The organism is Arcanobacterium wilhelmae (genome assembly GCF_029632765.1).
Classification (GTDB): Bacteria; Actinomycetota; Actinomycetes; order Actinomycetales; family Actinomycetaceae; genus Arcanobacterium; species Arcanobacterium wilhelmae.
The window spans coordinates 1,059,854-1,081,023 of the sequence record NZ_CP121247.1 but is presented as its reverse complement, the minus strand read 5'-3'; the positions used below and the strand labels follow the sequence as shown (position 1 = coordinate 1,081,023).

Sequence of the window (21,170 nt, the reverse complement as noted above, 5' to 3'; positions counted from 1 at the left end):
AGAATGCGTACAGCAGAAATCCGCCGTCGTTGGCTTGAGTACTTCGACAAGCACAATCACAAGATCGAGGATTCGATCTCGCTTGTCTCGCCAGATCCGTCGATCCTATTCACGATCGCTGGCATGGTGCCGTTTATTCCCTATATCATCGGCACCGAAAAGGCCCCGTATCCGCGTGTTGCTTCTGTGCAGAAGTGTATTCGTACGAACGATATCGAAAACGTTGGCCACACCACTCGTCATGGCACGTTCTTCCAGATGTGTGGCAATTTCTCGTTTGGTGATTACTTCAAAGAAGGCGCAATCGATCTTGCGTTCGGCCTGCTGACTTCCTCGCTTGAGGACGGCGGTTACGGGCTGGAGATCGATCGCCTCTGGGTGACGATATGGGAAGAAGACGACGTCGCATACAACGAGCTTGTCAAGGTGGGTGTGGATCCGAAGCACATCGTCAAGCTCAAGCGCGAGGAGATCTTCTGGTCCACGGGCCAGCCCGGCCCGGCGGGTCCGTGTGCGGAGATTCACTACGATCGCGGTCCGGAGTATGGCCCCGAAGCTGTTGGTGGCACAGTGGATCCGGGTGGCGATCGTTACCTCGAGATCTGGAACCTGGTCTTCGATCAGTTCCTCCGCGGTGAGGGCGAGGGGAAGAACTTCCCGCTCCTGGGCGATCTCGATCAGACTGCGATCGATACCGGCGCTGGCCTCGAGCGCTTGGCGTTCATCCTCCAGGACAAGCCGAACATGTACGAGACCGATCAGGTCTACCCGGTGATTGAGGCAACCGAGAAGCTCACGGGCAAGAAGTACGGTGATAACGAAGAAGACGACGTCCAGATGCGCGTCATCGCCGATCATGTGCGTTCGTCTCTGATGCTGATCGCCGACGGCGTCCTGCCCGGCAACGATGGCCGAGGCTACGTGCTTCGCCGCCTGATCCGCCGTTCGGTTCGTTCCGTGCGCCTGCTCGGTTACGACGACGTCGCGCTCCCGGTTCTTCTCACGGCGTCGAAGGACGCAATGAAAGAGTCGTACCCGGAGCTTGAAACCGAGTTCGATCGCATCTCGAAGGTTGCATACGGTGAGGAAGAGGCATTCCGCCGCACCCTCAACCAAGGCACACAGATTTTCGATGCGGCCGTGGCAAAGGCTGCGAAGGCAGGCACTGTACTGTCCGGCTCGGATGCCTTCACCCTCCACGATACATACGGCTTCCCGATCGATCTCACTCTCGAGATGGCGGCTGAAAAGGGTGTGAAGGTCGATGAAGGCGAGTTCCGCTCGCTGATGCAGGAACAGAAGGATCGTGCGCGCGCGGATGCTCGCGCAAAGAAGACCGGCCACGTTGATGCCACCGTCTACCACGAGATCCAAGCGAAGGAAGGCGGAAACACCCACTTCCTTGGCTACACGGATTACTCGGCGGACGGCAAGGTTGTGGCAATCTTGAAAGACGGTCAGCCGGTTCCGGCAGTTGAGGCTCCGGCAGAAGTCGATATTGTTCTGGACCAGACACCGTTCTGGGCTGAGCAGGGCGGCCAGCTCGCTGATCACGGCACCATTTCGGTCGCAGGCGGTGGCATGTTCGAAGTCGACGATGTTCAAATGCCGGTCAAGGGCCTGTTCGTTCACCGTGGCACACTGACAGAAGGCTCGATCGCTCTTGACGATTCAGTCTTTTCCCAGATCGACGTTCAGCGCCGCAAGGAGATTGCTCGCGCGCATACTGCCACCCACATGGTGCACAAGGTGCTCCACGAGTATCTGGGGGATCAGGCCACCCAGGCAGGTTCAGAGAATTCACCCTCGCGCCTGCGTTTCGATTTCCGTCACGGGGAGCAGGTTCCTGCATCCACGATGCACGAGATCGAGGAGCGCACGAACCAGCGCCTTCAGGAGAACCTCGCTGTGAACGACGAGATCATGGATCTTGACGAGGCAAAGAAGCTTGGCGCGATGGCACTCTTTGGCGAAAAGTACGGTAAGCGCGTGCGCGTCGTCTCTATTGGTGGCGACTGGTCGCGCGAGTTGTGCGCCGGTACCCACGTTCCTGAGACGGGCAATATCGGCCTTGTCTCGGTGCTCGGCGAGTCGTCGATCGGCTCGGGAGTGCGCCGCATCGAGGCTCTTGTGGGCCCGGGCGCGTACGCGCAAGGTGCCAAGGAGCGCGCGATGGTCTCTCATCTCGCGTCGCTGACAAAGGTGCGTCCGGAGGAGCTTCCGGAGCAGATCGGTTCGCTCTTGACTCGCCTGAAGGAAGCTGAGAAGCAGATCGCGGCGTTGCGCTATGAGAAGCTTGCCTCGTCCTTCGATTCGCTCTTTGCTTCACGTGCTCGCGTTGGCGGTGTCGATGCAGTAATCGCAAACATCGGTGAAGTCGCATCGGCAGACGAAGTGCGCAGCGCAGCAACCGATCTGCGAAACCGCTTTGGCTCCGGCGCCGGCGTCGTTGCCCTCATCGGCGTCGCAAACGGCCGCCCGTCGGTCGTTGTCGCGGTGAACGAGGCCGCGCAGAAGGAAGGCGTCAAGGCAGGCGCCCTCGTCTCGCTCGCTGCGAAGACTCTCGGCGGTGGCGGCGGCGGAAAGCCGGATCTTGCGCAGGGTGGCGGCACCGACGTCGCGAAGATCGATGCTGCGCTCGAAGCGATTCGGGGCGCTCTTGCCTGAGTTTCGTGTGGGTGTGAGGATCTCGGTCGACGTCGGCATGGCACGCGTTGGTGTTGCTAAGTGCGACTCGGCCGGGATCCTCGCAACCCCAATTGCGACCTTGGCTCGAGGAAAAAACGACCTTGGTCAAGTGGCACAGTGGGTGCGCGAATTTTCCGCGATCGAGGTGATTGTCGGACTCCCACTCAATATGGACGGATCGGAAGGCAAATCTGCCAAAGAGTGCCGGCGGTGGGCGAGGCGTCTGGCCAAGCGGGTTGACGTGCCGATCCGCATGTTTGATGAACGGATGAGCACGGTGACCGCGCATCGCCAGCTTCACGAAGCTGGTCGTGCGGAGATTTCCCATCGTGCGGTTGTTGACCAGGCGGCCGCGGTCGTTATTCTTGAGTCAGCGTTACAGTTTGAAAAGAACACAGGGCGCGAACCTGGTGAACTGATTGAAAGGACACCCCATGTCTGAATTCTTCGGTGAGCAGAGCGCTTCCGAGAGCCACCGAGCTCAGCGTCGGGAGCGTACCCGCCGTCGCAAGATCAAGACTGCGATTGCTCTGTTTTTGACCGTCATGCTTGTGACCGGTGTTGGGTTTGCGGTGGTTCCGTGGGTGAAGAACTCCCTCTTTGCCACCAGCGCCACCGATTACCAGGGTGAGGGCAGTGGCGAGGTCGTTGTGACGATTCCGGAGGGTGCCTCGGGTGTGGCGATGGCTCAGATTCTTGTGGACAACGGGGTCGTAGCTTCGAGTGGCGCTTTCGTCACCGCATTCCGCGATTCTCCACGCGCGTCCCAAATTCAGCCGGGATCGTACGTGATGCGAAAGAAGATGTCGGGTGCCAGCGCGGTTGCACGCCTTCTCGATCCGGCTGCGAAAGCGAACTCGGGCGTGACGGTCGTCGAGGGATTCACCGCCAAGCAGGTCTTCGATCGCATGTCGAAGGTAATGGACATCCCGCTGGAGAAGATCGTTGCGGCATCAAAGGATTCCGCTGCGATCGGACTGCCCGAAGTGGCGAAGGGGAATGTTGAAGGCTGGCTCGCTCCTGCTACCTACAATTTCGATCCGGGTACGTCAGCGACAGATGCGTTGAAGAAGATGATCGCGAAACGTGTCGGTGAGCTTCAGGAGCTCGGAATTGCGCAGGATCAATGGCAACGTCAGCTGATTATTGCCTCCATTGTTGAGCGCGAGGTGAGCTTCGAAAAGTATCGCGGTCAGGTGGCACGAGTGATCTTGAACCGTCTGGATGATAAGTCGGTCTCGCACGGTCTGTTGCAGATGGATTCGACCGTTTTGTACGGCGTCGGGAAGTCCGGCGGCGTTCCAACCGCGGATGATCTCAAAAACGACAACCCGTACAACACGTACATTCACAAGGGGTTGCCGCCTGCGCCGATTTCCAATCCTTCAAAGGACGTGATTCGCGATTCGTTGAAGCCTCCCGCAGGTAACTGGTTGTTCTTTGTGACGGTGAACCTGGAGACCGGCGAGACCAAGTTCTCCGATAACCTCGATGACCACAACGCAAACGTTGCCGAGTTCCGCAAGTGGGTCGAGGCGCATCCGCAGGATAAGAAGTGACGATCGCGGTTGTTGGCCCCGCGCCGTGGCGCGACGTTGTTGTCGCGGCGCATCGGGCAGCCGGAGCAGACGCGTACGGGATTGAGGCCAGTGCGAGCGAGCTTCCTTCACTGCTTACCGAGCTAGCTCCCGACGTCGTCGGGCTGGAGCTACACCCGGATCTTTCGGTTGGCGTTGCCGGGGTCACCGATCTCGACGATGGCCTCGCCAAGGAAACTGCTGTTCGCGCCGTCGTCGCGGTTCAACCGACTGGCTCCAGCCGCATGCTGATCGGATTCAACACGCTGACGTCGGGCATTGTGCGTGCCACACAGGCGGTTGGAGTACCGCTCGGTTCCACGCTCATCCTCGGCGGGCGCGAGCGGGCAGCGAGCGCCCTGGCGGCCGCAGTGCAGCTTAAGGCGCGGTCAATTTCCCTTGCGCCGTCGAATGTTGTTGGCCCTGGCTCTGCGATTTCGGCGGCACATCGCCTGGGGGTGAACGTTCAGTCCTTCCGGGTGGAACAACTGAGTGGGCATCTTCGCGAGTTCGACTCTGTACTCGTGTGCGGAGAGGTGCCACACGTGCTGGACGATGAGTTGCGCGACGCCGGCGTCGCTATCGTGGCTGTCGCACCCTACGCGCCAGCGCAGGTCGCGTACCACAGTGTTCTTGCCCGCCAGATCGAGGATGCACAGCGTGTTCTCACTGGGGTCAACCCCGATCTCCGGGTGATTGAGCAGGCTGTGGAAAACTTCGCGGTGTAATTGAGGATTCCGGCTACCGTGGGAGTATGTCTTTTCTTCTCACTGGTTTGCTTCTCGCGGCGCTTGCCACACTTGGTGTACCGATGCCGCGCCTGCTCTTTGCTACGCCGTTTTATATTGCTGTTGTTGCGAATGCTCGCCATGATTTTCTCACGAGTACACTGCGTGTGGCGTGGTCGAACGCGGCAATCATTATTGCGCTGATAAGCGCAACAGTGAATCCGTTTCCCCTGTCGGGGCTCGCTTGGGGCATCGGTCTCGCCGCGGGTGTCGGTGTGACGTCCTTTCTGAGCGGTGGCCGGCTCATCGGGATGGGGGATGCACGCCTACTCGCTGCTCTCGCGGTGTGGCAGGGAAGTGTTGCCCCGGAACGGGTGTGGTGGACGATCTGCATTGCCTTGTTTGTCCAAGTGGTGGCGCTCGCTGTCAAAGCCATCACGTCTGGAGTGCGATTCACCGACACCCTCCCGTTTGGCCCAGCGCTCGTGGCAGGCTGCGCGTGCACTGATCTGTTCGCGTGAGATAATGGACGCATGCATTGGTCAACTGCGGGAGAATCTCACGGCAAGGCGCTCGTCGCGCTCATCGAAGGCGTCCCAGCGGGCGTCGAGATCCAGATCGAACACATCGAGGCGGCTCTTGCGCGCAGACGCGCAGGGTATGGACGCGGTTCACGCCAGCGATTTGAAGCGGATGTTCTCGAAGTGCTTTCGGGAGTTCGCCACGGCCGCACACTCGGTTCGCCTATCGCGCTCACGATCGCAAACTCTGAATGGCCGAAATGGAATGCGGTGATGTCGCCGCTTCCGGTTTCTCAAGCTGAACTGATGCGCAGTGATGGTCGCGGAGATCAGCGCGAACTTGCGCGAAACAAGCGTCTGACAAAGCCCCGCCCTGGCCACGCGGATCTCGTGGGCATGAACAAGTATGGCTTCGATTCGGTGCGCAACGTGCTTGAGCGTGCATCCGCGCGTGAAACCGCTGCGCGTGTGGCACTGGGCGAGATCGCGCGCGCGCTACTCGAGCAGGCAGCTGGGATCCAGATCGTGTCGCAAGTGGTGCAGATTGGCGCCTATCGCGCCGATGTCGCCCCGGCATCGGCGCAGGAGGCGGCTGAATTGAATGAATCTTCGGTGCGCCAGTTGAACTTGGAAGCGGCAGCGCGTTTTGTGGAGGAAATTGATGCGGCGAAACTCGCAGGCGATACCGTCGGGGGAGTGGTCGAGGTGACGGCGTGGAATGTCCCACAGGGGCTGGGCACGTACGCGGTGGATCGCGAACGTCTCGACGCCCGGATAGCTAGTGCGATGATGTCGATCCAGTCGGCGAAAGGCGTCGAGATCGGGGACGGCTTCGCATCCGCGGCGCGGCGCGGATCCCAGGCGCACGACGACATCTATCGTGAGGGTACTGTCCGCCGGCGTACTAACCGCGCTGGCGGGATTGAAGGAGGCATCTCAAACGGGGAGGCGATCACGGTTCGCGTCGCGCTCAAGCCGATTTCGACGGTCCCGCGAGCGCTCGAGACGATCGATACCGACACCGGTGGTCCGGCGATCGCGAACCATCAGCGTTCCGATACCTGCGCAGTTGTGCCTGCGGCGGTGATTGCGGAAGCGATGCTCGCCCTTGTTTTGGCTGATGCGTTGCTCGATAAGTGTGGTGGTGATTCGCTCGAGGAAGTGCGCCGGAATCTTCACGGTTTTCTTCGCTCGATTCCGGAGGTTCGCCGCTGATGGTTCGCGCAGTATTCATCGGTATGCCGGGTAGCGGCAAAAGCGCAATTGGCCGACGCGTTGCCAACCGCCTGGGTGTCGGATTTGAAGATACGGATTCTCTCATTGAACGTTCGACCGGGCGTAAAATCGCGGAGCTATTCGAGCTCGGAGAGGCACATTTTCGCGCAGTTGAATCCGAGGTGGTTCGGCGAGCCATCAGCGAGTTCGATGGCATCCTTTCCCTTGGTGGTGGAGCGATTCTCGACGCCGTTACCCGAGGTTTACTTGGCGACATCCCTGTTGTGTTGGTGGATGCGTCGAATGATGTTCTTGAGGCGCGCGTGACGCACGGGCGCGGTGTTCGTCCTTTGTTGATAGATGACGTCGGTGCGAAGATTGCGCGGCTGCGCGACGAGCGTGCGGCGCTGTATTTTGATGTCGCCGACGTCGTTGTCGATTCGTCAGCTTTTTCACGAGACCAGACCACCGACGTCGTCGTGGCAGCCCTGCTGAACCCGCCCGTGACCATCCCTGTGAGAGCCGAGCGCCCTTATGACGTCATTGTAGGTCGCGCCGTAGCTCCGCTCGCCTCGCGTCTTGCGGGGAGCTACTCCGCCGCGCTGGTTGTCGCCTCGCCCGACGTTGTCGGTCTTGCCACGCAGCTTGCGGGATCGATCCGCAACTTGGGGACTCGTGCCGAAGTCGTCACGGTGCCGCGTTCGGAGGACGCAAAGTCAGCGGCTGTCATCGAGTCTCTGTGGGAAAAACTTGCGCAAATGGAGATCGGGCGCGACGGCGTCGTCGTTGCGGTTGGGGGTGGCGCCACCACCGACGTCGCTGGCTTCGCTGCCGCCACATGGCTCCGGGGAGTTGCGTGGGTTGCGGTTCCAACCACCCTCCTCGGCATGGTGGACGCCGCGGTCGGAGGCAAAACCGGTATCAATACCACGGCGGGAAAGAACCTTGCGGGGGCCTTCCACTCGCCCGCAGGAGTTTTCGCCGATCTTGATGTCCTCACAACCTTGCCGCTGCGTACTCTTCGTGAGGGGATGGGAGAAGTGGTTAAGTGCGGGCTGATCGGAGGGTCGGGAATCGTTGAGACAGTGCTTGCCCAGCGCGAACGGATCCTCGACCCTACCTCATCGGCTCTCGCCCAGGTAGCGGCAGCGTCGATTGCGTTGAAGGCTCGTGTCGTCTCGTCAGATCTGCGCGAGTCGGGCCAACGCGAAATCCTCAATTACGGACACACCCTCGCGCATGCTCTTGAGGCGGCAAGCGGGTTCACGATGCCACACGGAGAAGCAGTGGCTGTGGGGTGCGTATTCGCTGCCGAGCTGGCCGCTCGCAATTCGATTGCACACCGTGAGCTGGTTGAACTTCATCGTGAGGCGTTTTCGGCTGTCGGGCTTGCGATTGACGCGCCCGGCTTCGAGCGCGAAGAATTGATGCAGTTCATGCGTTCGGACAAAAAGGTTCGCGATGGCGTGCTCCGTTTCGTTGTGCTTCGCGACGTCGGTGTGCCAGAGATTTTGACGGCGCCGGACCACCTGGATCGGGCGTTCGGTGCGATTGGAGTGAAATGACTGTCGTCCTCATTGGAGTCCCGGGTTCGGGCAAGACCTGCGTTGCCCGCGAGCTCCAGGCGCGGGGCTACGTGGCGGCGGATACTGATCAGATCGTCGCCGAACGCGCCTCAGTTACAGGCAAAGATCTCTATGTCCTCGTCGAGCCGGAGCGTCGCCGGAAGCTTTCTGAACAGGTGCTTGTCGAGTTGCTTGATGACGCGAGCCCTGAAGGGAAGTTCGCAATCGCGGTGTCAAGTGAAGCGCTGTGGGAGGGGAGCGAGGCCGTGCGCGCGTTGCGTACATACGGCGACGCCGGAGCGCGAGTCGTGTGGTTGACTGCGGATCTTTCGTCCCTAGTTCGACGTAACGGGATGCTTGGGCAACATTCGGGTGCGATTGTCATGCCACGTCGTCATTTCCGTGAGCTGATGGATGCGAAGCGGGCCGTGTTTGAATCGGTGGCGTCTGAAACCGTGGATACGTCTGAGATGACGGCTGATCAGGTCGCGGCCTTATTGGCGTAAGATCGCTCATACTTCGCGCTGTTTCTGAGAGAGTTTGGGCGCGTGCGGTATGATTATCGGGCAATACTTTTGGTTCCCAGGAAGAAGGTTCACGTGGCAACAACAAACGAGTTGAAGAATGGCATGGTGCTGAAGATCGACAACCAGCTGTGGCAGGTTGTTGAGTTCCAGCATGTCAAGCCGGGTAAGGGGCCGGCGTTCGTGCGCACCAAGCTGAAGAACGTTCTCTCGGGCAAGAATGTGGATCGTACCTTTAATGCGGGCGTGAAGGTTGAGACCGCTACGGTCGATCGCCGCGACATGCAGTATCTCTACAATGACGGCACGGATTTCGTGTTCATGGATCTCGATACCTACGAGCAGCTCCCGATCTCGGCTGAGGTCATTGGCGACAACAAGAATTTCCTTCTGGAGAACCAGAACGCCGTCGTGGCAACTAACGAAGGAACCGTGCTGTTCATCGAGCTTCCGGCGTCGGTTGTTCTCGAAGTGACGTTTACCGAGCCGGGTCTGCAGGGTGATCGTTCGAACGCGGGCACGAAGCCGGCTACTGTTGAGACCGGCTACGAGGTCCAGGTGCCGCTCTTCATCAACGAAGGCGACAAGATCAAGGTCGATACCCGCACTGGCGAGTACCTGACGCGCGCCTGATGTCGGAGCCGAAGTCTCGCCGCGACGGGCGGCGTAAGGGACGGTCCGCGCAGCGTCAGCGCGCACTCGATGTGCTGTTCGAGATCGATTTCAAGCAGATGAGAGCCGGTGAGGCGCTCGATCTGTTGGAGTCGCGCAAGGTCGAATCGACTCATCAGGTTCCGATTGGCGAGTATGGCGTTCAGATTGTGAAGGCCTACCTTGACAACGCTGAGAACGTCGATTCAATGATTGAGGCGGCGTCGGGTTCGTGGGCTTTAGATCGTATGGCCATTGTGGATCGCAACCTGTTGCGATTGGGCGCAACGGAACTAATGAACCTCGATGTTGATCGACCAGTAGTGATCAACGAAGTTGCGTCACTTGCTCGCGAGTTCTCAACCGAAAAGTCGGTCTCATTTACGATGGGTATTCTCAACCGCGTCGCAGAGATCTGGGAGCTAGAAAACTCTGGACGCGAATCTGAGGAGAACTAAAACCTCGCTCATTTTGTGAGTTTGCAGGCTGGGTGGTTGCTTTTGCGACCACCCAGCCTTTTTGGACTGTCTCAAAATGTGGACGCTGCAACAGCCTGAGGAATGCAAAATCGTGAAAGTTGTTTCATGGCTCGTCGCGCTGACCTGCGCAAACGTTCCTGCAATTCACAGTGGGCACATTTACCCAAGCTGAACAGCCACATGACGCCCTTAATCTCCATAAGATATGTAACAAACAACTTCGCGTCTATTTGTTTCCAGGAGGCTATGATGGCTCTTCCCGTACTCACCCCTGAACAGCGCAAGGCAGCGTTGGAAAAGGCGGCGGCGGTCCGCGCTCAACGTGCAGAGCTCAAGCGAAAGCTGAAGGCTGGTGAAGTGAAGGTGTCCACAGTGCTCGAGTCTGCAAAGACGGACGTTATCGCAGGCAAACTGAAAGTGTCTGTTTTGCTGATGTCGCTGCCGGGAATCGGCGATGCAAAGGCGCAAGCGATCATGGAATCTGTCAACATCGCTCCCTCACGTCGAGTGGGCGGCCTTGGGCCGCATCAAGCGAAAGCATTGGTCGAACTGTTTGGCTGATCAGTCTCGTGAAATACGCGGTGGCGGTGAAGTCTCTCACCGCCACCGCGTATTTTTCTTGGTGTGAGCGATGAACGTGGCACTATTGATCGTATGCAAGCATTTGTGATTTCTGGGCCCACTGCTGTGGGTAAAGGGACTGTGCTCAAGGAACTCCTCGCGCGTGCTCCCCAGCTGTGGTATTCGATTTCTGCAACTACCCGACCGGCACGTCCAGGGGAGAGCGACGGTGTCGATTACTACTTCGTCAGTGATGAACAGTTCGATGAGATGGTCGAATCTGGTTCGATGCTCGAATGGGCTGTCGTTCATCGCATGCACAGGTATGGCACTCCGCGCAAACCTGTTGAAGATGCTCTCGCGGCAGGAAAAACGGTCATTTTGGAACTCGATCTCGCTGGCGCGCGTCAGGTTCGCGAATCGATGCCCGAGGCGATTCAGATTTTCCTCGCACCGCCGTCGTTCGAAGATCTGCAGTACCGGCTCCGCGCCCGTGGAACGGAAACCCAGGAGGATCAGCAACGTCGTCTCGAAACAGCCAAGGTCGAGCTCGCTGCGGAGTCTGAGTTCGATTACATCGTTGTGAACGATACAGTGGCTCAGGCCACCGATGAGCTACTGCAAATTCTTGGCGTAGACGAGTAGACTTAAGTTTCGCTGACTGAAGGAGGCACGATGTACGGAACGACCCCAAACCCTGAGGGCATTACGAAGCCGGCTATTGACGATCTGCTCGAGCGCGTGGATTCCAAGTACACGCTCGCCGTGTATGGTGCAGCTCGCGCACGCCAGATCAACGAGTACCGCCAGGAGCTCAAGTCCGGCGATGGCAACATCACCGTCGTCGGCCCGCTGGTTCCATCGGTCCCTGAGGATAAGCCGCTCTCACTCGCTCTTGAGGAGATCGTGGAAGATAAGCTCAACATGTCGTCGGACGGCAAGTAATTCCGCTATGGCGAATGTGAACAAAAATGCCTCCCAACTGGGAGGCGTTTTTCGACCTCGAGTGCTACTTGGTGTCAGTGGCGGAATTGCCGCATACAAGGCGGCAATTCTGCTTCGCCGGCTGAAGGAATGGGGCGCCGACGTGCGCGTGGTTCCCACTCCGGCGTCGCTGGAGATGGTCGGTGCGACCACGTGGGAGGCACTGTCGGGCCACCCGGCGCATGTTCACGTTCCCGAAGCCGCCGATGAGGTGGCGCACGTGCGTACGGGAGCTGGTGCAGATCTTTTCATCGTTGCGCCTGCCACGGCCAATACGATTGCGAAGCTTGCTGCTGGCATTGCCGATAATATGCTCACCGCTTCTGCACTTGTTGCCACGTGCCCGCTGATTGTCGCTCCAGCCATGCATACGCAAATGTGGGAGCATCCTGCCACGGTGGCGAATATCGAGACGTTACGCTCGCGTGGCGTCATTTTTGCTGGCCCTGTTTCTGGCAGGCTCACGGGCAAGGATTCTGGCGCAGGCAGAATGATGGAGCCAGAAGCGATCGCTCTCCTCGCGATCGAGAACCTCGTTTCTCGAGGTTTTAGTGGGGCCACGTCGTCGGAGCTTGCCGGAATGCGCGTGGCGATTTCCGCTGGGGGAACACGCGAGCCCATCGATCCGGTGCGGTTTATCGGTAACCGCTCGTCTGGACGGATGGGGCTTGAGCTCGCGAAAGCCGCGATGTCGCGCGGCGCGGCTGTGACCTTCGTTGCCGCGAACGTTGCGGGTGCCGCCGATGAGCTTCCTGGCGCAACGATCATCAGCGTTGAAACGGCCCGGGAGCTGGCAGCTGCGATGGAGAACCTAGCCGCGCAGGCCGACGTCGTCGTCATGGCGGCAGCAGTTTCGGACTATCGGGTCGCGGCGTCTGAGACCAAGATCAAGCGGTCAGGGGCGCTCTCACTCGAACTCGAAGAAAACCCAGATATCCTTGCAGATTTGGCACACCATCGTCGGCGCAGTGGTCAAGTCGTGGTCGGTTTTGCCGCAGAAACTGGCGATGGTGAGCATACTGCACTCGAGTACGGAATCGCGAAGGCTCAGCGCAAGGGCGCCGATTTGCTAGTCATCAACGAAGTCGGCAGAGATACAGGGTTTGGCGAGGTCGAGACGTTGGTGACGATCGTTGATTCTATCGGCAACGAAATTGCTCGCGCCCAGGGCGCAAAATCTGAGGTAACTGCCGCAATTGCGGATGCGATCGTGGAGAAGCTGCGCGGGGCGCGGTAGGCTTGTTGCGGCGAATTTTTAACGGAAACGAGGAAAGAATATGGCACTGCAGCCTTTCACGTCGGAGTCGGTGACGGAAGGACATCCCGACAAGGTCAGCGATCGAATCTCGGACGCGATCCTGGATGCCATTCTGGCTGAAGATCCGAGGGCTCACGTGGCAGTTGAGACCCTCGTGACGACCGGCCAGGTACACGTGGCCGGCGAGATCACCACAGAGGCATACGTCGAGATCCCGCAGATTGTTCGCGACGTCGTCACCGAGATTGGCTACACCTCGTCGGCTGTCGGTTTTGATGGCAACTCGTGCGGCGTATCTGTCTCAATCGACGCTCAGTCGCCAGACATCGCCGGCGGTGTTCACGATTCGCTCGAGGCGCGCTCGGGAGGTGAGGTGGATCCTCTGGACCGTCAGGGTGCCGGTGATCAGGGCCTGATGTTCGGCTACGCCTCGAACGAGACAACGCAACTTATGCCGATGCCGATTTTCCTGGCGCATCGTCTTGCCGAACGGCTCACGAAGGTGCGCCGTGACGGCGTTGTCCCGGGCCTTCGCCCCGATGGCAAGACCCAGGTCACGGTAAACTACGACGACGGCCGTCCCGTTTCGTTGGAGACTGTTGTTATCTCCACCCAGCACGATCCGGATGTGAGCCAGGAGTGGCTGTCGAACGCGATTCGCGAGCATGTTGTGCTTCCGGTGCTTGCCAAGTATGCTCCCGATTTTGCCGACGACGATTTCACGCTTCTCGTCAACCCCTCTGGCCGTTTCGTTGTGGGTGGCCCGATGGGCGACGCCGGGCTGACCGGGCGCAAGATTATCGTTGATACGTATGGCGGGATGGCTCGCCACGGCGGCGGCGCTTTTTCGGGGAAGGATCCGTCGAAGGTGGATCGCTCTGCTGCTTACGCAGCTCGTTGGGTGGCAAAGAATGTGGTTGCTGCCGAGCTGGCTGACCGTTGCGAAGTGCAGGTGGCGTATGCGATTGGCCGCGCGCACCCGGTGTCGGTTCGCGTGGAAACCTTTGGCACGGAGAAGGCCGATCCGGCACGCATTGCTGCTGCCGTGAATAAGGTATTCGATCTACGCCCGGCAGCGATTATCCGTGATCTGGATCTCTTGCGCCCGATCTACAAGGAGACGGCCGCATATGGGCACTTTGGCCGTGACGACGCCGAGTTCACCTGGGAGCGTACGGATCGAGTCAAGGATCTTCTTGCCGCGTTGTAAAAGTGATCGCGAAAAATTGTCATACCCGTGTGCCACAATTTTGGCATGAACGGTATGGACGATCTCTTCACGTTAGGTGATGCACAGGCTCAAGAGCAGCTTCTTGCTCTTGAGCCTGTGCATCGTACCCTCACGGGTGAGGTCGAATCTCCGGTTGCTCATGTGCGGTTGGATATGCCCCAGCCTCACATGGATCGCATTTTCGATTACGAGATTCCGAAGAAGTTCAATTCGGTTCGCGTCGGTGCACGCGTCGTGGTCCCGGTGGGGCAACGGAAAGTTGATGCGTTCATTGTTGCTCGTGATTCCGTCACCACTGTGGCCGGCGCGTTACGCCCCATCTCGCGGGTGTACTCGGATGTTCCTGTGCTCAGCCCCGAAGTCCTTCGGCTGTGTGAACAGATTGCGGCACGCCAGGCGGCACCTGTTTCCGATTGTCTCAGGCTCGCGATTCCGCAACGCCATGCCCGAACCGAGAAGGAATTCGACGAATCCCTCGCTCCACGTTTCCCGTTGCGTACGCAAAAGGCGCAGATGGGCATCTGGGGTGAATACGCAGGCGGTGAAGCACTGTTCTCTCATCTTGCGGAAGGCGGGCGGTACATTGCGTCCGTACGGATAGCACCGGGCCACCGGCTCATCGGGCTCATCAGCCCAGTGATCGAGGCGAGCCTGGCAGTAGGGAAGAGCGCCCTCGTCGTCGTTCCGACTCCCGCAACTGCCCATGCTCTCGCGCAGCAACTGAGCGATCTTGGAGAGCCTGTTGCCACCATGGTGGCGCAATCGGACCACGCGGCACGTTATCAACAGTTCCTCGCAGTGAGGTTCGGCCATGCGCGCATCGTCGTCGGTACGCGAAACGCTGCGTGGGCACCGGTCGAGAACCTGGGATGCGTGGTCATGGTGGACGAGCACCATAGCGCGATGCGCGAGCCTCGTAGCCCGTATGTCCACGTCCGCGAAATTCTCAGCACGCGCAGTGAGCTCGAAGGCTGCGCTTTTATTGCGCTGAGCTACGCTCCGTCGCTTCCGTTAGCAGCAACACGCAATGTGGATCAAATTGTTCCCCGAGTGTGGAACCACTCAAGCGCTCCGCACATTCTCAACGCCGCGGATTTCGCCTTCGAATCTGCGCCATGGTCGCGCATGCCCTCATCACTTTTCGCGGTTGTCCGTGAAGGCCTTGAGAGTGGGCCCGTCCTGGTGGTTGTTCCCCGCGCCGGATATATCCCGGTGGTCGCGTGTGCGAGGTGTCGAAATATTGCTCAGTGTACGGAATGCGGTGGCACGCTCGGGATCGATTCTCCTGATGCGCCACCTCGATGCTCGACGTGCGGTCAACCTGCAGATCCGTTCGTCTGCCGGCATTGCGGGTTTACAAAGCTCAGAGCGGTCAGGATTGGCTCGAACCGCACAGCACAAGAGATCGGCCGCGCTTTCCGCGATGTCCCCATCCACTTTCCGCGCGTGGGCGCGCCGCCGGCTCCGATCGATTCCAAACCGCGCATCGTCGTCTCCACGCCTGGCGCTGAGCCGAGCCTGGTTGGCGGATATTCTGCTGGCGTTATCATCGATTCCGGCTACCTCCTGCATTCTGCACATCTCGATGCCCACACGTACTTCCTTCGCTCGCTCGCTCATACGGCGGCACGCATTCGCACCCGTCGCGACGGTGGTAAACTCCTGATCGTCGGCAACGCGCCGCGCGAACTCGTTCAGCTTGTGGATGCGCCGTGGGATGAGTGGCAGGCAGAGCAACTGCGCGAACGAGCGTCGTTGGGGCAGCCACCACTGTCGGTGTGGTGCGAAGTGACGGGGCAATGGGATGATCTGCGGCGTTTCCTGGCCACACTGCGCAACCGTGCCCTTGCATCGGGATTAGCAATGGAGAGCGAGGTGCCATTGGAGGCGGTGCTCACCGGTGGCGCCCACGGGGTTATTCCGGGAATGAGCGTTCTAGGTCCGCAACCGGCGAAGGGAAACAATCTCACGGTGTTTTTACGGTTTGAGGAGGCGGATCGTGTGCAACGTACGGCACTGATCGCGGCGGCTCTTCGCGAGGTTGCCGCGGATCACAGTGCGCCAAGTGTTCGAGTGAAGGTCGATTCGATGCTGTGATGGCATCGCGGGGGAGCGATCTCACGCCGTTACCGGTCGTATGCACGTCAGAAAAGGCAGGAGGTGGCAGTAGAATGGGGTCCGTGCGAATCATTTTTGCTGGAACTCCAGAAACATCTGTCCCTGCTCTGCGTCTGCTGGCCGAGCGCCACGAGGTGGTGGCTGTGCTCACCCGCGCCCCGGCGCCTGTTGGTCGTAAGCGTGTGCTAACCCCGTCGCCCGTTCAGGTGGTCGCCGAGGAACTCGGTGTGCCAGTTTTGTCGCCGTCGACGTTGAAAGATCCGCAGGTTCAGGCGCAGATCGCTGCCTACGTACCTGAGGCGGTCGCCGTCGTCGCCTACGGGTTGATCATCCCTCAAGCGTTGCTTGATGTCCCCGTTCACGGTTGGATCAATCTGCACTTTTCGGCGCTTCCGCGCTGGCGCGGAGCTGCACCGGTTCAGTACTCGATCATTTCGGGTGATCCGCAGATCGCCACCGCAACGTTCCGTATCGAGGCCGGCTTGGATACGGGAGACGTGTTCTCGATTGAAACCTTCCCTCGTGATCCGTCAATGACGGCAGGCGAGGCCCTGAACATGCTCGCGGTCTCGGGTGCCGAACACCTTGCACGCACGCTCGACGAACTCGCTGCCGGCACCGCCGTCGCGAGCCCACAGGAGGGGGAGGTAACCCATGCCCCTCAGCTGACGTCGGCGAACGCGCACGTGAACTTTGCTCGCCCGGCCACAGAGGTCGTGAATCTGATCCTCGGCACGACGCCGGCGCCCGGGGCGTGGGCAACCGTGGGTGGTACCCGGGTAAAGTTGGGCCCCGTTCTCGCGATCGAGTCGACCTCGCTCGCACCAGGAGAAGTCGCACTCGTCGGTAAGAAGGCTCTCGCTGGTACGGGCACCACCGATGTCGAGCTGACGCAGGTTGCTCCCGCAGGGAAGAAACACATGCCTGCAGCAGATTGGCTCCGCGGGCTCAGCGGACGTACTCAATTCGAGGTGAAAGATGTCTAAGGAACGTCCCGCGAACTGGGTACCGGGCAGGTCAGCGTCGGACAAGGCACGCTTGGCAGTATTCAACGTGTTGATGGCCGTGGAGGCAGATGGCGCGTACGCGAACATCGTGTTGCCCAAGCAGCTTCGCGCATGGCATTTCGGGCGGAGGGATTCGGCATACGCCACGAACCTCGCGTACGGCACGCTACGCATGCAGGGTCGGTGGGATGCGATCCTCGAACACTGTATGGGCGGGCGTCGGATCGAGGAGACAGATCTCCCGGTGCGTATCCTGCTCCGCATGGGAGCACACCAGCTCCTGGAATTTGGCACGGCTCCGCATGCGGCAGTGAACGAGACTGTCACTCTCGCGCGCAACGAGGTAGGAACGGGCGCTTCGAAGTTCGTCAACGCTGTTTTACATCGAGTTTCTGAGCGGAGTTTAAAGGAATGGCAGGAGGTCATTCGTGCCGACGCCGGTGGCAAGGCAAACTCCGTGGCGTTCCTGTCGCGTTGGTTTTCGCATCCCGCGTGGATTATTCGCGCGCTATCGCAGGCACTGATGGCGTCGGGGCGCCCTCACAAGGACATCTTGTCGGTGCTGAAATCGGATAATACGCCTGCCCATGTGGCGTTGGTGGCCCGCGATATTTCACTCGGTGATCTTGAATCGGATATCGAACGTGGATCGATGACATCTGCCCCCGGCGTTCTGGTCGATTCTGCTGTTCTCCTGACGTCCGGTGCGCCCCATCGTGTCTTCGCGATCAAAGACGGCCTCGCCGGCGTTCAGGACGAGGGCTCCCAGCTCATCGCACGCACGCTTGCCAACGCTCCGATCGAGGGACGAGATTCGTTGTGGCTCGATATGTGTGCCGGCCCCGGAGGCAAGACGGCAACTCTCGCCTCGTATGCGGCCAAGCGCGGGGCACGCATCCACGCGAACGAGTTGCACGAGCACCGCCTCGATCTTGTCGCTGATTCGGTGCGCAGATTTGAAAATATCGTGGATCTGAGGCTAGGCGACGGCGCTGAGATCGGTTCTCAGGAGCCGGGCGCATACGATCGTGTGCTCATCGATGCTCCTTGCACGGGGATCGGAGCTCTCCGTCGTCGTCCTGAGGCTCGCTGGCGTAAGGAAGCGGGGGATGCGCTGGATCTTTCTGTTCTCCAGGGTGATCTACTCGATTCGGGCTATGCAGCCCTTCGCGAGGGTGGTGTGTTGTGTTACTCCACGTGTTCGCCGTACTTGGTGGAGACGCGCGCTGTAGTGGAGGCGTTCCTCGAGCGAACTGATGCCCAGCTGATTGACGCCGGTCCGCTCGCCTCCCAGCAGGCAAAGGTAGCTATCGATTCCACCGACAAGATGGTTCAGCTATGGCCGGACCTGCACCACAGCGATGCCATGTTCTTTGCAATGATCACCAAGCCGTCACAGGAGAAAGCATGAGTATTCGGATTAGCCCATCGATCCTCAATTCGGATTTCGCGAACCTGAGTAGCGAACTGGCAAAAATCTCGAACGCGGATTGGGCACACGTGGACGTGATGGATAACCACTTCGTCCCGAACCTCACGCTCGGGATGCCGGTGGTGGAGTCGATCGCGCGTGCTACGGATCTGCCGATTGACGCGCATCTGATGATTGAGGATCCGGATCGCTGGGCGCCGGCGTTCGTTGAGGCGGGGGCGAAGTCCGTCACCTTCCATGCGGAGGCTGCCGCAGCGCCGTTGCGTCTTGCGCGTGAACTGCGTGCCATGGGCGCACGAGCCGGAATCGGTCTCAAGCCTGCTACTGCGATTGAGCCGTATCTCGATATTCTCGCCGAGTTCGACATGATCTTGATTATGACGGTTGAGCCGGGTTTCGGCGGCCAGAAGTTTATCGAGTCGATGATGGCAAAGGTCGAGCGCACGCGTGCGGCAGTGAATAAGAGCGGGCTGGACGTGTGGATTCAGGTGGACGGCGGAATCTCCCGTTCGACGATCGAGCGGGCAGCGAGTGCTGGAGCCGATACGTTTGTGGCAGGCTCGGCTGTTTTCGGTGCCGAGGATGCCGCTGCTGAGATCGAATCATTGCGTTCTCTGGCACAGGATCATCGCCACTGATTCACGTTGCACTCCCACCGTCGGAGCGCTGTGGGCGAAACTGGCACGCGAACGTCTCGACGTGTGCTATAACTAGCGGTGAAGCAAATGCTCCGGGGGTCAGTGTAAGTCTGAACCGGCGGTGAAAGTCCGCGAGCCCGCACCCGCGGGTTGACGAGGTGAAATTCCTCGACCGACGGTCAAAGTCCGGATGGGAGGAGCATGTGCCCGTTTCATCCGTTGCGGGCGCGCACCCCGGGTATGCATGCTCGGGAGGAATACGATGCGCCGCTGGATAGCCCCAATCGCTTTTGGTGTGGGCTCACTATTCGTCTGGTGGATCGTTGCGTTCACGGGCATGGTGGGGGCGTGGGCGCTCCCGAACCCGATCGAAGTGGCGCGGCGCCTTGTGGCCGGTTTTGCGGCAGGCATTTATCTTCCCATGTCCCTCCATACGGTGTCCGAGGCCATTTTTGGTTCGCTGATTGCGGCCGGCGTGGGAATCCCGATCGGTTTCGCGATCGCGAATTGGAAAATCGTCTCTGAAATCTTCGAGCCGTATCTTGCTGCATCCCAGGCAATTCCTGCGGTTGCTGTTGCGCCGATCCTCGTGACGTGGGTGGGCTATGGCACGGTGTCCATCGTGACGCTCGTGGTTGTCATGGTGATTTTCCCGATTATTGTCTCAACGGCGGTGGGCGCGCGGCGTGTGGATCCGGAGATCATGGGCGCGGCTCGCGTCGATGGTGCCGGCTCGTTGAAACTGTGGTGGCATATCCAGCTTCCGCTGGCGTCACCGGGGATTTTGGCTGGAGTGCGTACGGGCTCCACCTTGTCGATGACGGGTGCCGTCGTCGGCGAGATGGTGATCGGCGGAGGAACTGGCCTGGGCATCAATCTTGTGTCGGCGCAGAACCTCGGTGACGTGCCTGGAATGTTTGCTCTCATCACTATTTTGGCGGTCATTGCGATCGCGATCTATCTAGTTGTGCGCGGTGTGGAACGGAACCTTGCTCGCGTGCTGTTTGGAGAATGATGAAGAAGATCATTGTCGTGGTTGTTGTTGCGCTGGCGGTCCTCGCCGGTTGCGCGTCGCCTGCCCCGACGTCGTCGTCGACGTCGGACGCCAAGGTGACTTTCGGGCTGACCTATATCCCCGATGTTCAGTTCGCGCCCGTCTACGTGGCGAAGGAGAAAGGCTTTTTTGCCGACGCCGGTGTGGACGTGACGTTGCGTCATCACGGCGCGCAAGAAGCGCTGTTCGGTGCACTGGCCGCTGGTCAGGAAGATGTGGTGTTTGCTGGCGCGTCAGAAATGCTCGTGGCTCGGAGCGTCGGCACCGACGTCGTCAATTTTGCGACGTTGTACCAGAAGTATCCGGTTGTGGTGATCGTGGGGAAGGACTCGCCGATTACCCGACTCGAGGATCTGAACGGGAAGACGATCGGAATGCCGGGTAATTACGGCGAGAACTATTTTGCGTATCTTGCTCTGAAGGCCCGCGGGATTGATGCGAAGGCTGAATTCATTGGCTACACGCAGACGGCCGCGCTTTCCTCGGGCAAGGTTGATGCGGTGCTTGGATACGCCAACAATGATGCGGTGTCGATGGAGCACGCAGGCTTCCCAGTTCGAACCATTTCGCTCGGAGATCTTCCGCTGATCTCGGTGGGGCTCGGCTCGCTTGCGGGTAAGGTTCCGGCTGAAACCCAGAAGGCGCTGGTGACGGCGCTGGAGAAGGGGGCGGAGTTCGCTGCGGAGAGCCCTGAGGAAACATTGGATATTACCGCGAAGTATGTGACCGCGTTGGTCGATCCAGCCCAGCGTGAGAACGCGAAGAATGTGCTTGCGGAAACGATGAAGTTCTACAACGGCGGTGCGTTTGGCTCTCAAGATCCCCAGAAGTGGTCTGACATGGTCGCGTTCCTTGAAAAGTCTGGCGTGCTGAAGAAGCCAGTTGACGCGAAGGCTACGTTCGCACAGGTGAAATAGCCTTCACATGTGTTGAAAAGTG

At 59.6% G+C, this 21,170-nt stretch carries 21 protein-coding genes and 1 riboswitch; all 21 genes read left to right on the top strand.

Features of this window, described 5'->3' with window-relative positions:
* Positions 1 to 3: 3 nt before the first annotated feature.
* Positions 4 to 2,667, top strand: a complete 2,664-nt coding sequence (gene alaS, locus P8A24_RS04820) for an alanine--tRNA ligase (RefSeq protein WP_278057487.1) — start codon at positions 4 to 6, stop codon at positions 2,665 to 2,667.
* Complete coding sequence (gene ruvX / locus P8A24_RS04815; protein WP_278057485.1) at positions 2,630 to 3,130, top strand: Holliday junction resolvase RuvX; 501 nt, start codon at positions 2,630 to 2,632, stop codon at positions 3,128 to 3,130. Before alaS ends, ruvX begins: the two co-directional genes overlap by 38 nt.
* Positions 3,123 to 4,247 (top strand): endolytic transglycosylase MltG, encoded by a 1,125-nt coding sequence (gene mltG, locus P8A24_RS04810; RefSeq protein ID WP_278057483.1) that lies wholly within the window; start codon positions 3,123 to 3,125, stop codon positions 4,245 to 4,247. The genes ruvX and mltG overlap by 8 nt, the downstream gene beginning before the upstream one ends.
* Positions 4,244 to 4,993: a hypothetical protein gene (locus tag P8A24_RS04805; protein ID WP_278057481.1), complete on the top strand. Its 750-nt coding sequence runs from the start codon at positions 4,244 to 4,246 to the stop codon at positions 4,991 to 4,993. The genes mltG and P8A24_RS04805 overlap by 4 nt, the downstream gene beginning before the upstream one ends.
* A gap of 26 nt (positions 4,994 to 5,019) precedes the next feature.
* A complete protein-coding gene (locus P8A24_RS04800; protein WP_278057479.1) occupies positions 5,020 to 5,514 on the top strand; it encodes an A24 family peptidase in 495 nt (164 codons plus the stop codon).
* Positions 5,515 to 5,526: 12 nt separating this feature from the next.
* A complete protein-coding gene (gene aroC, locus P8A24_RS04795) occupies positions 5,527 to 6,729 on the top strand; it encodes a chorismate synthase (protein ID WP_278057477.1) in 1,203 nt (400 codons plus the stop codon).
* A complete protein-coding gene (gene aroB, locus P8A24_RS04790; RefSeq protein WP_278057475.1) occupies positions 6,729 to 8,294 on the top strand; it encodes a 3-dehydroquinate synthase in 1,566 nt (521 codons plus the stop codon). The genes aroC and aroB overlap by 1 nt, the downstream gene beginning before the upstream one ends.
* Positions 8,291 to 8,800, top strand: coding sequence for a shikimate kinase (locus tag P8A24_RS04785; protein WP_278057473.1), 510 nt, complete (start codon positions 8,291 to 8,293; stop codon positions 8,798 to 8,800). Before aroB ends, P8A24_RS04785 begins: the two co-directional genes overlap by 4 nt.
* A gap of 93 nt (positions 8,801 to 8,893) precedes the next feature.
* Positions 8,894 to 9,451 carry an elongation factor P gene (gene efp / locus P8A24_RS04780; protein WP_278057471.1) on the top strand — a complete coding sequence of 186 codons (558 nt, stop codon included), beginning with the start codon at positions 8,894 to 8,896 and terminating at the stop codon, positions 9,449 to 9,451.
* Positions 9,451 to 9,927, top strand: coding sequence for a transcription antitermination factor NusB (gene nusB, locus P8A24_RS04775; RefSeq protein WP_278057469.1), 477 nt, complete (start codon positions 9,451 to 9,453; stop codon positions 9,925 to 9,927). The genes efp and nusB overlap by 1 nt, the downstream gene beginning before the upstream one ends.
* A gap of 267 nt (positions 9,928 to 10,194) precedes the next feature.
* On the top strand, positions 10,195 to 10,509 hold the full coding sequence (gene mihF / locus P8A24_RS04770; RefSeq protein WP_442319915.1) for an integration host factor, actinobacterial type: 315 nt from the start codon (positions 10,195 to 10,197) through the stop codon (positions 10,507 to 10,509).
* A gap of 93 nt (positions 10,510 to 10,602) precedes the next feature.
* On the top strand, positions 10,603 to 11,154 hold the full coding sequence (gene gmk, locus P8A24_RS04765) for a guanylate kinase (protein WP_278060212.1): 552 nt from the start codon (positions 10,603 to 10,605) through the stop codon (positions 11,152 to 11,154).
* A gap of 30 nt (positions 11,155 to 11,184) precedes the next feature.
* Positions 11,185 to 11,454 carry a DNA-directed RNA polymerase subunit omega gene (gene rpoZ, locus P8A24_RS04760; protein ID WP_278057467.1) on the top strand — a complete coding sequence of 90 codons (270 nt, stop codon included), beginning with the start codon at positions 11,185 to 11,187 and terminating at the stop codon, positions 11,452 to 11,454.
* Between the two features lie 61 nt (positions 11,455 to 11,515).
* Positions 11,516 to 12,730: a bifunctional phosphopantothenoylcysteine decarboxylase/phosphopantothenate--cysteine ligase CoaBC gene (gene coaBC, locus P8A24_RS04755; protein WP_341276044.1), complete on the top strand. Its 1,215-nt coding sequence runs from the start codon at positions 11,516 to 11,518 to the stop codon at positions 12,728 to 12,730.
* A gap of 40 nt (positions 12,731 to 12,770) precedes the next feature.
* On the top strand, positions 12,771 to 13,961 hold the full coding sequence (metK, locus tag P8A24_RS04750; RefSeq protein WP_278057463.1) for a methionine adenosyltransferase: 1,191 nt from the start codon (positions 12,771 to 12,773) through the stop codon (positions 13,959 to 13,961).
* A gap of 45 nt (positions 13,962 to 14,006) precedes the next feature.
* Complete coding sequence (locus tag P8A24_RS04745) at positions 14,007 to 16,079, top strand: primosomal protein N' family DNA-binding protein (protein WP_278057461.1); 2,073 nt, start codon at positions 14,007 to 14,009, stop codon at positions 16,077 to 16,079.
* Between the two features lie 83 nt (positions 16,080 to 16,162).
* Positions 16,163 to 17,086, top strand: coding sequence for a methionyl-tRNA formyltransferase (fmt, locus tag P8A24_RS04740; protein ID WP_278057459.1), 924 nt, complete (start codon positions 16,163 to 16,165; stop codon positions 17,084 to 17,086).
* Positions 17,079 to 18,518 carry an RsmB/NOP family class I SAM-dependent RNA methyltransferase gene (locus P8A24_RS04735; RefSeq protein ID WP_278057456.1) on the top strand — a complete coding sequence of 480 codons (1,440 nt, stop codon included), beginning with the start codon at positions 17,079 to 17,081 and terminating at the stop codon, positions 18,516 to 18,518. Before fmt ends, P8A24_RS04735 begins: the two co-directional genes overlap by 8 nt.
* Positions 18,515 to 19,177, top strand: a complete 663-nt coding sequence (rpe, locus tag P8A24_RS04730) for a ribulose-phosphate 3-epimerase (protein WP_278057455.1) — start codon at positions 18,515 to 18,517, stop codon at positions 19,175 to 19,177. Before P8A24_RS04735 ends, rpe begins: the two co-directional genes overlap by 4 nt.
* An 84-nt stretch (positions 19,178 to 19,261) precedes the next feature.
* Positions 19,262 to 19,383: riboswitch (FMN riboswitch) on the top strand.
* Positions 19,384 to 19,439: 56 nt separating this feature from the next.
* A complete protein-coding gene (locus tag P8A24_RS04725) occupies positions 19,440 to 20,192 on the top strand; it encodes an ABC transporter permease (protein WP_278057453.1) in 753 nt (250 codons plus the stop codon).
* Positions 20,189 to 21,148 carry an ABC transporter substrate-binding protein gene (locus P8A24_RS04720; RefSeq protein ID WP_278057452.1) on the top strand — a complete coding sequence of 320 codons (960 nt, stop codon included), beginning with the start codon at positions 20,189 to 20,191 and terminating at the stop codon, positions 21,146 to 21,148. Before P8A24_RS04725 ends, P8A24_RS04720 begins: the two co-directional genes overlap by 4 nt.
* Positions 21,149 to 21,170 lie beyond the last annotated feature (22 nt).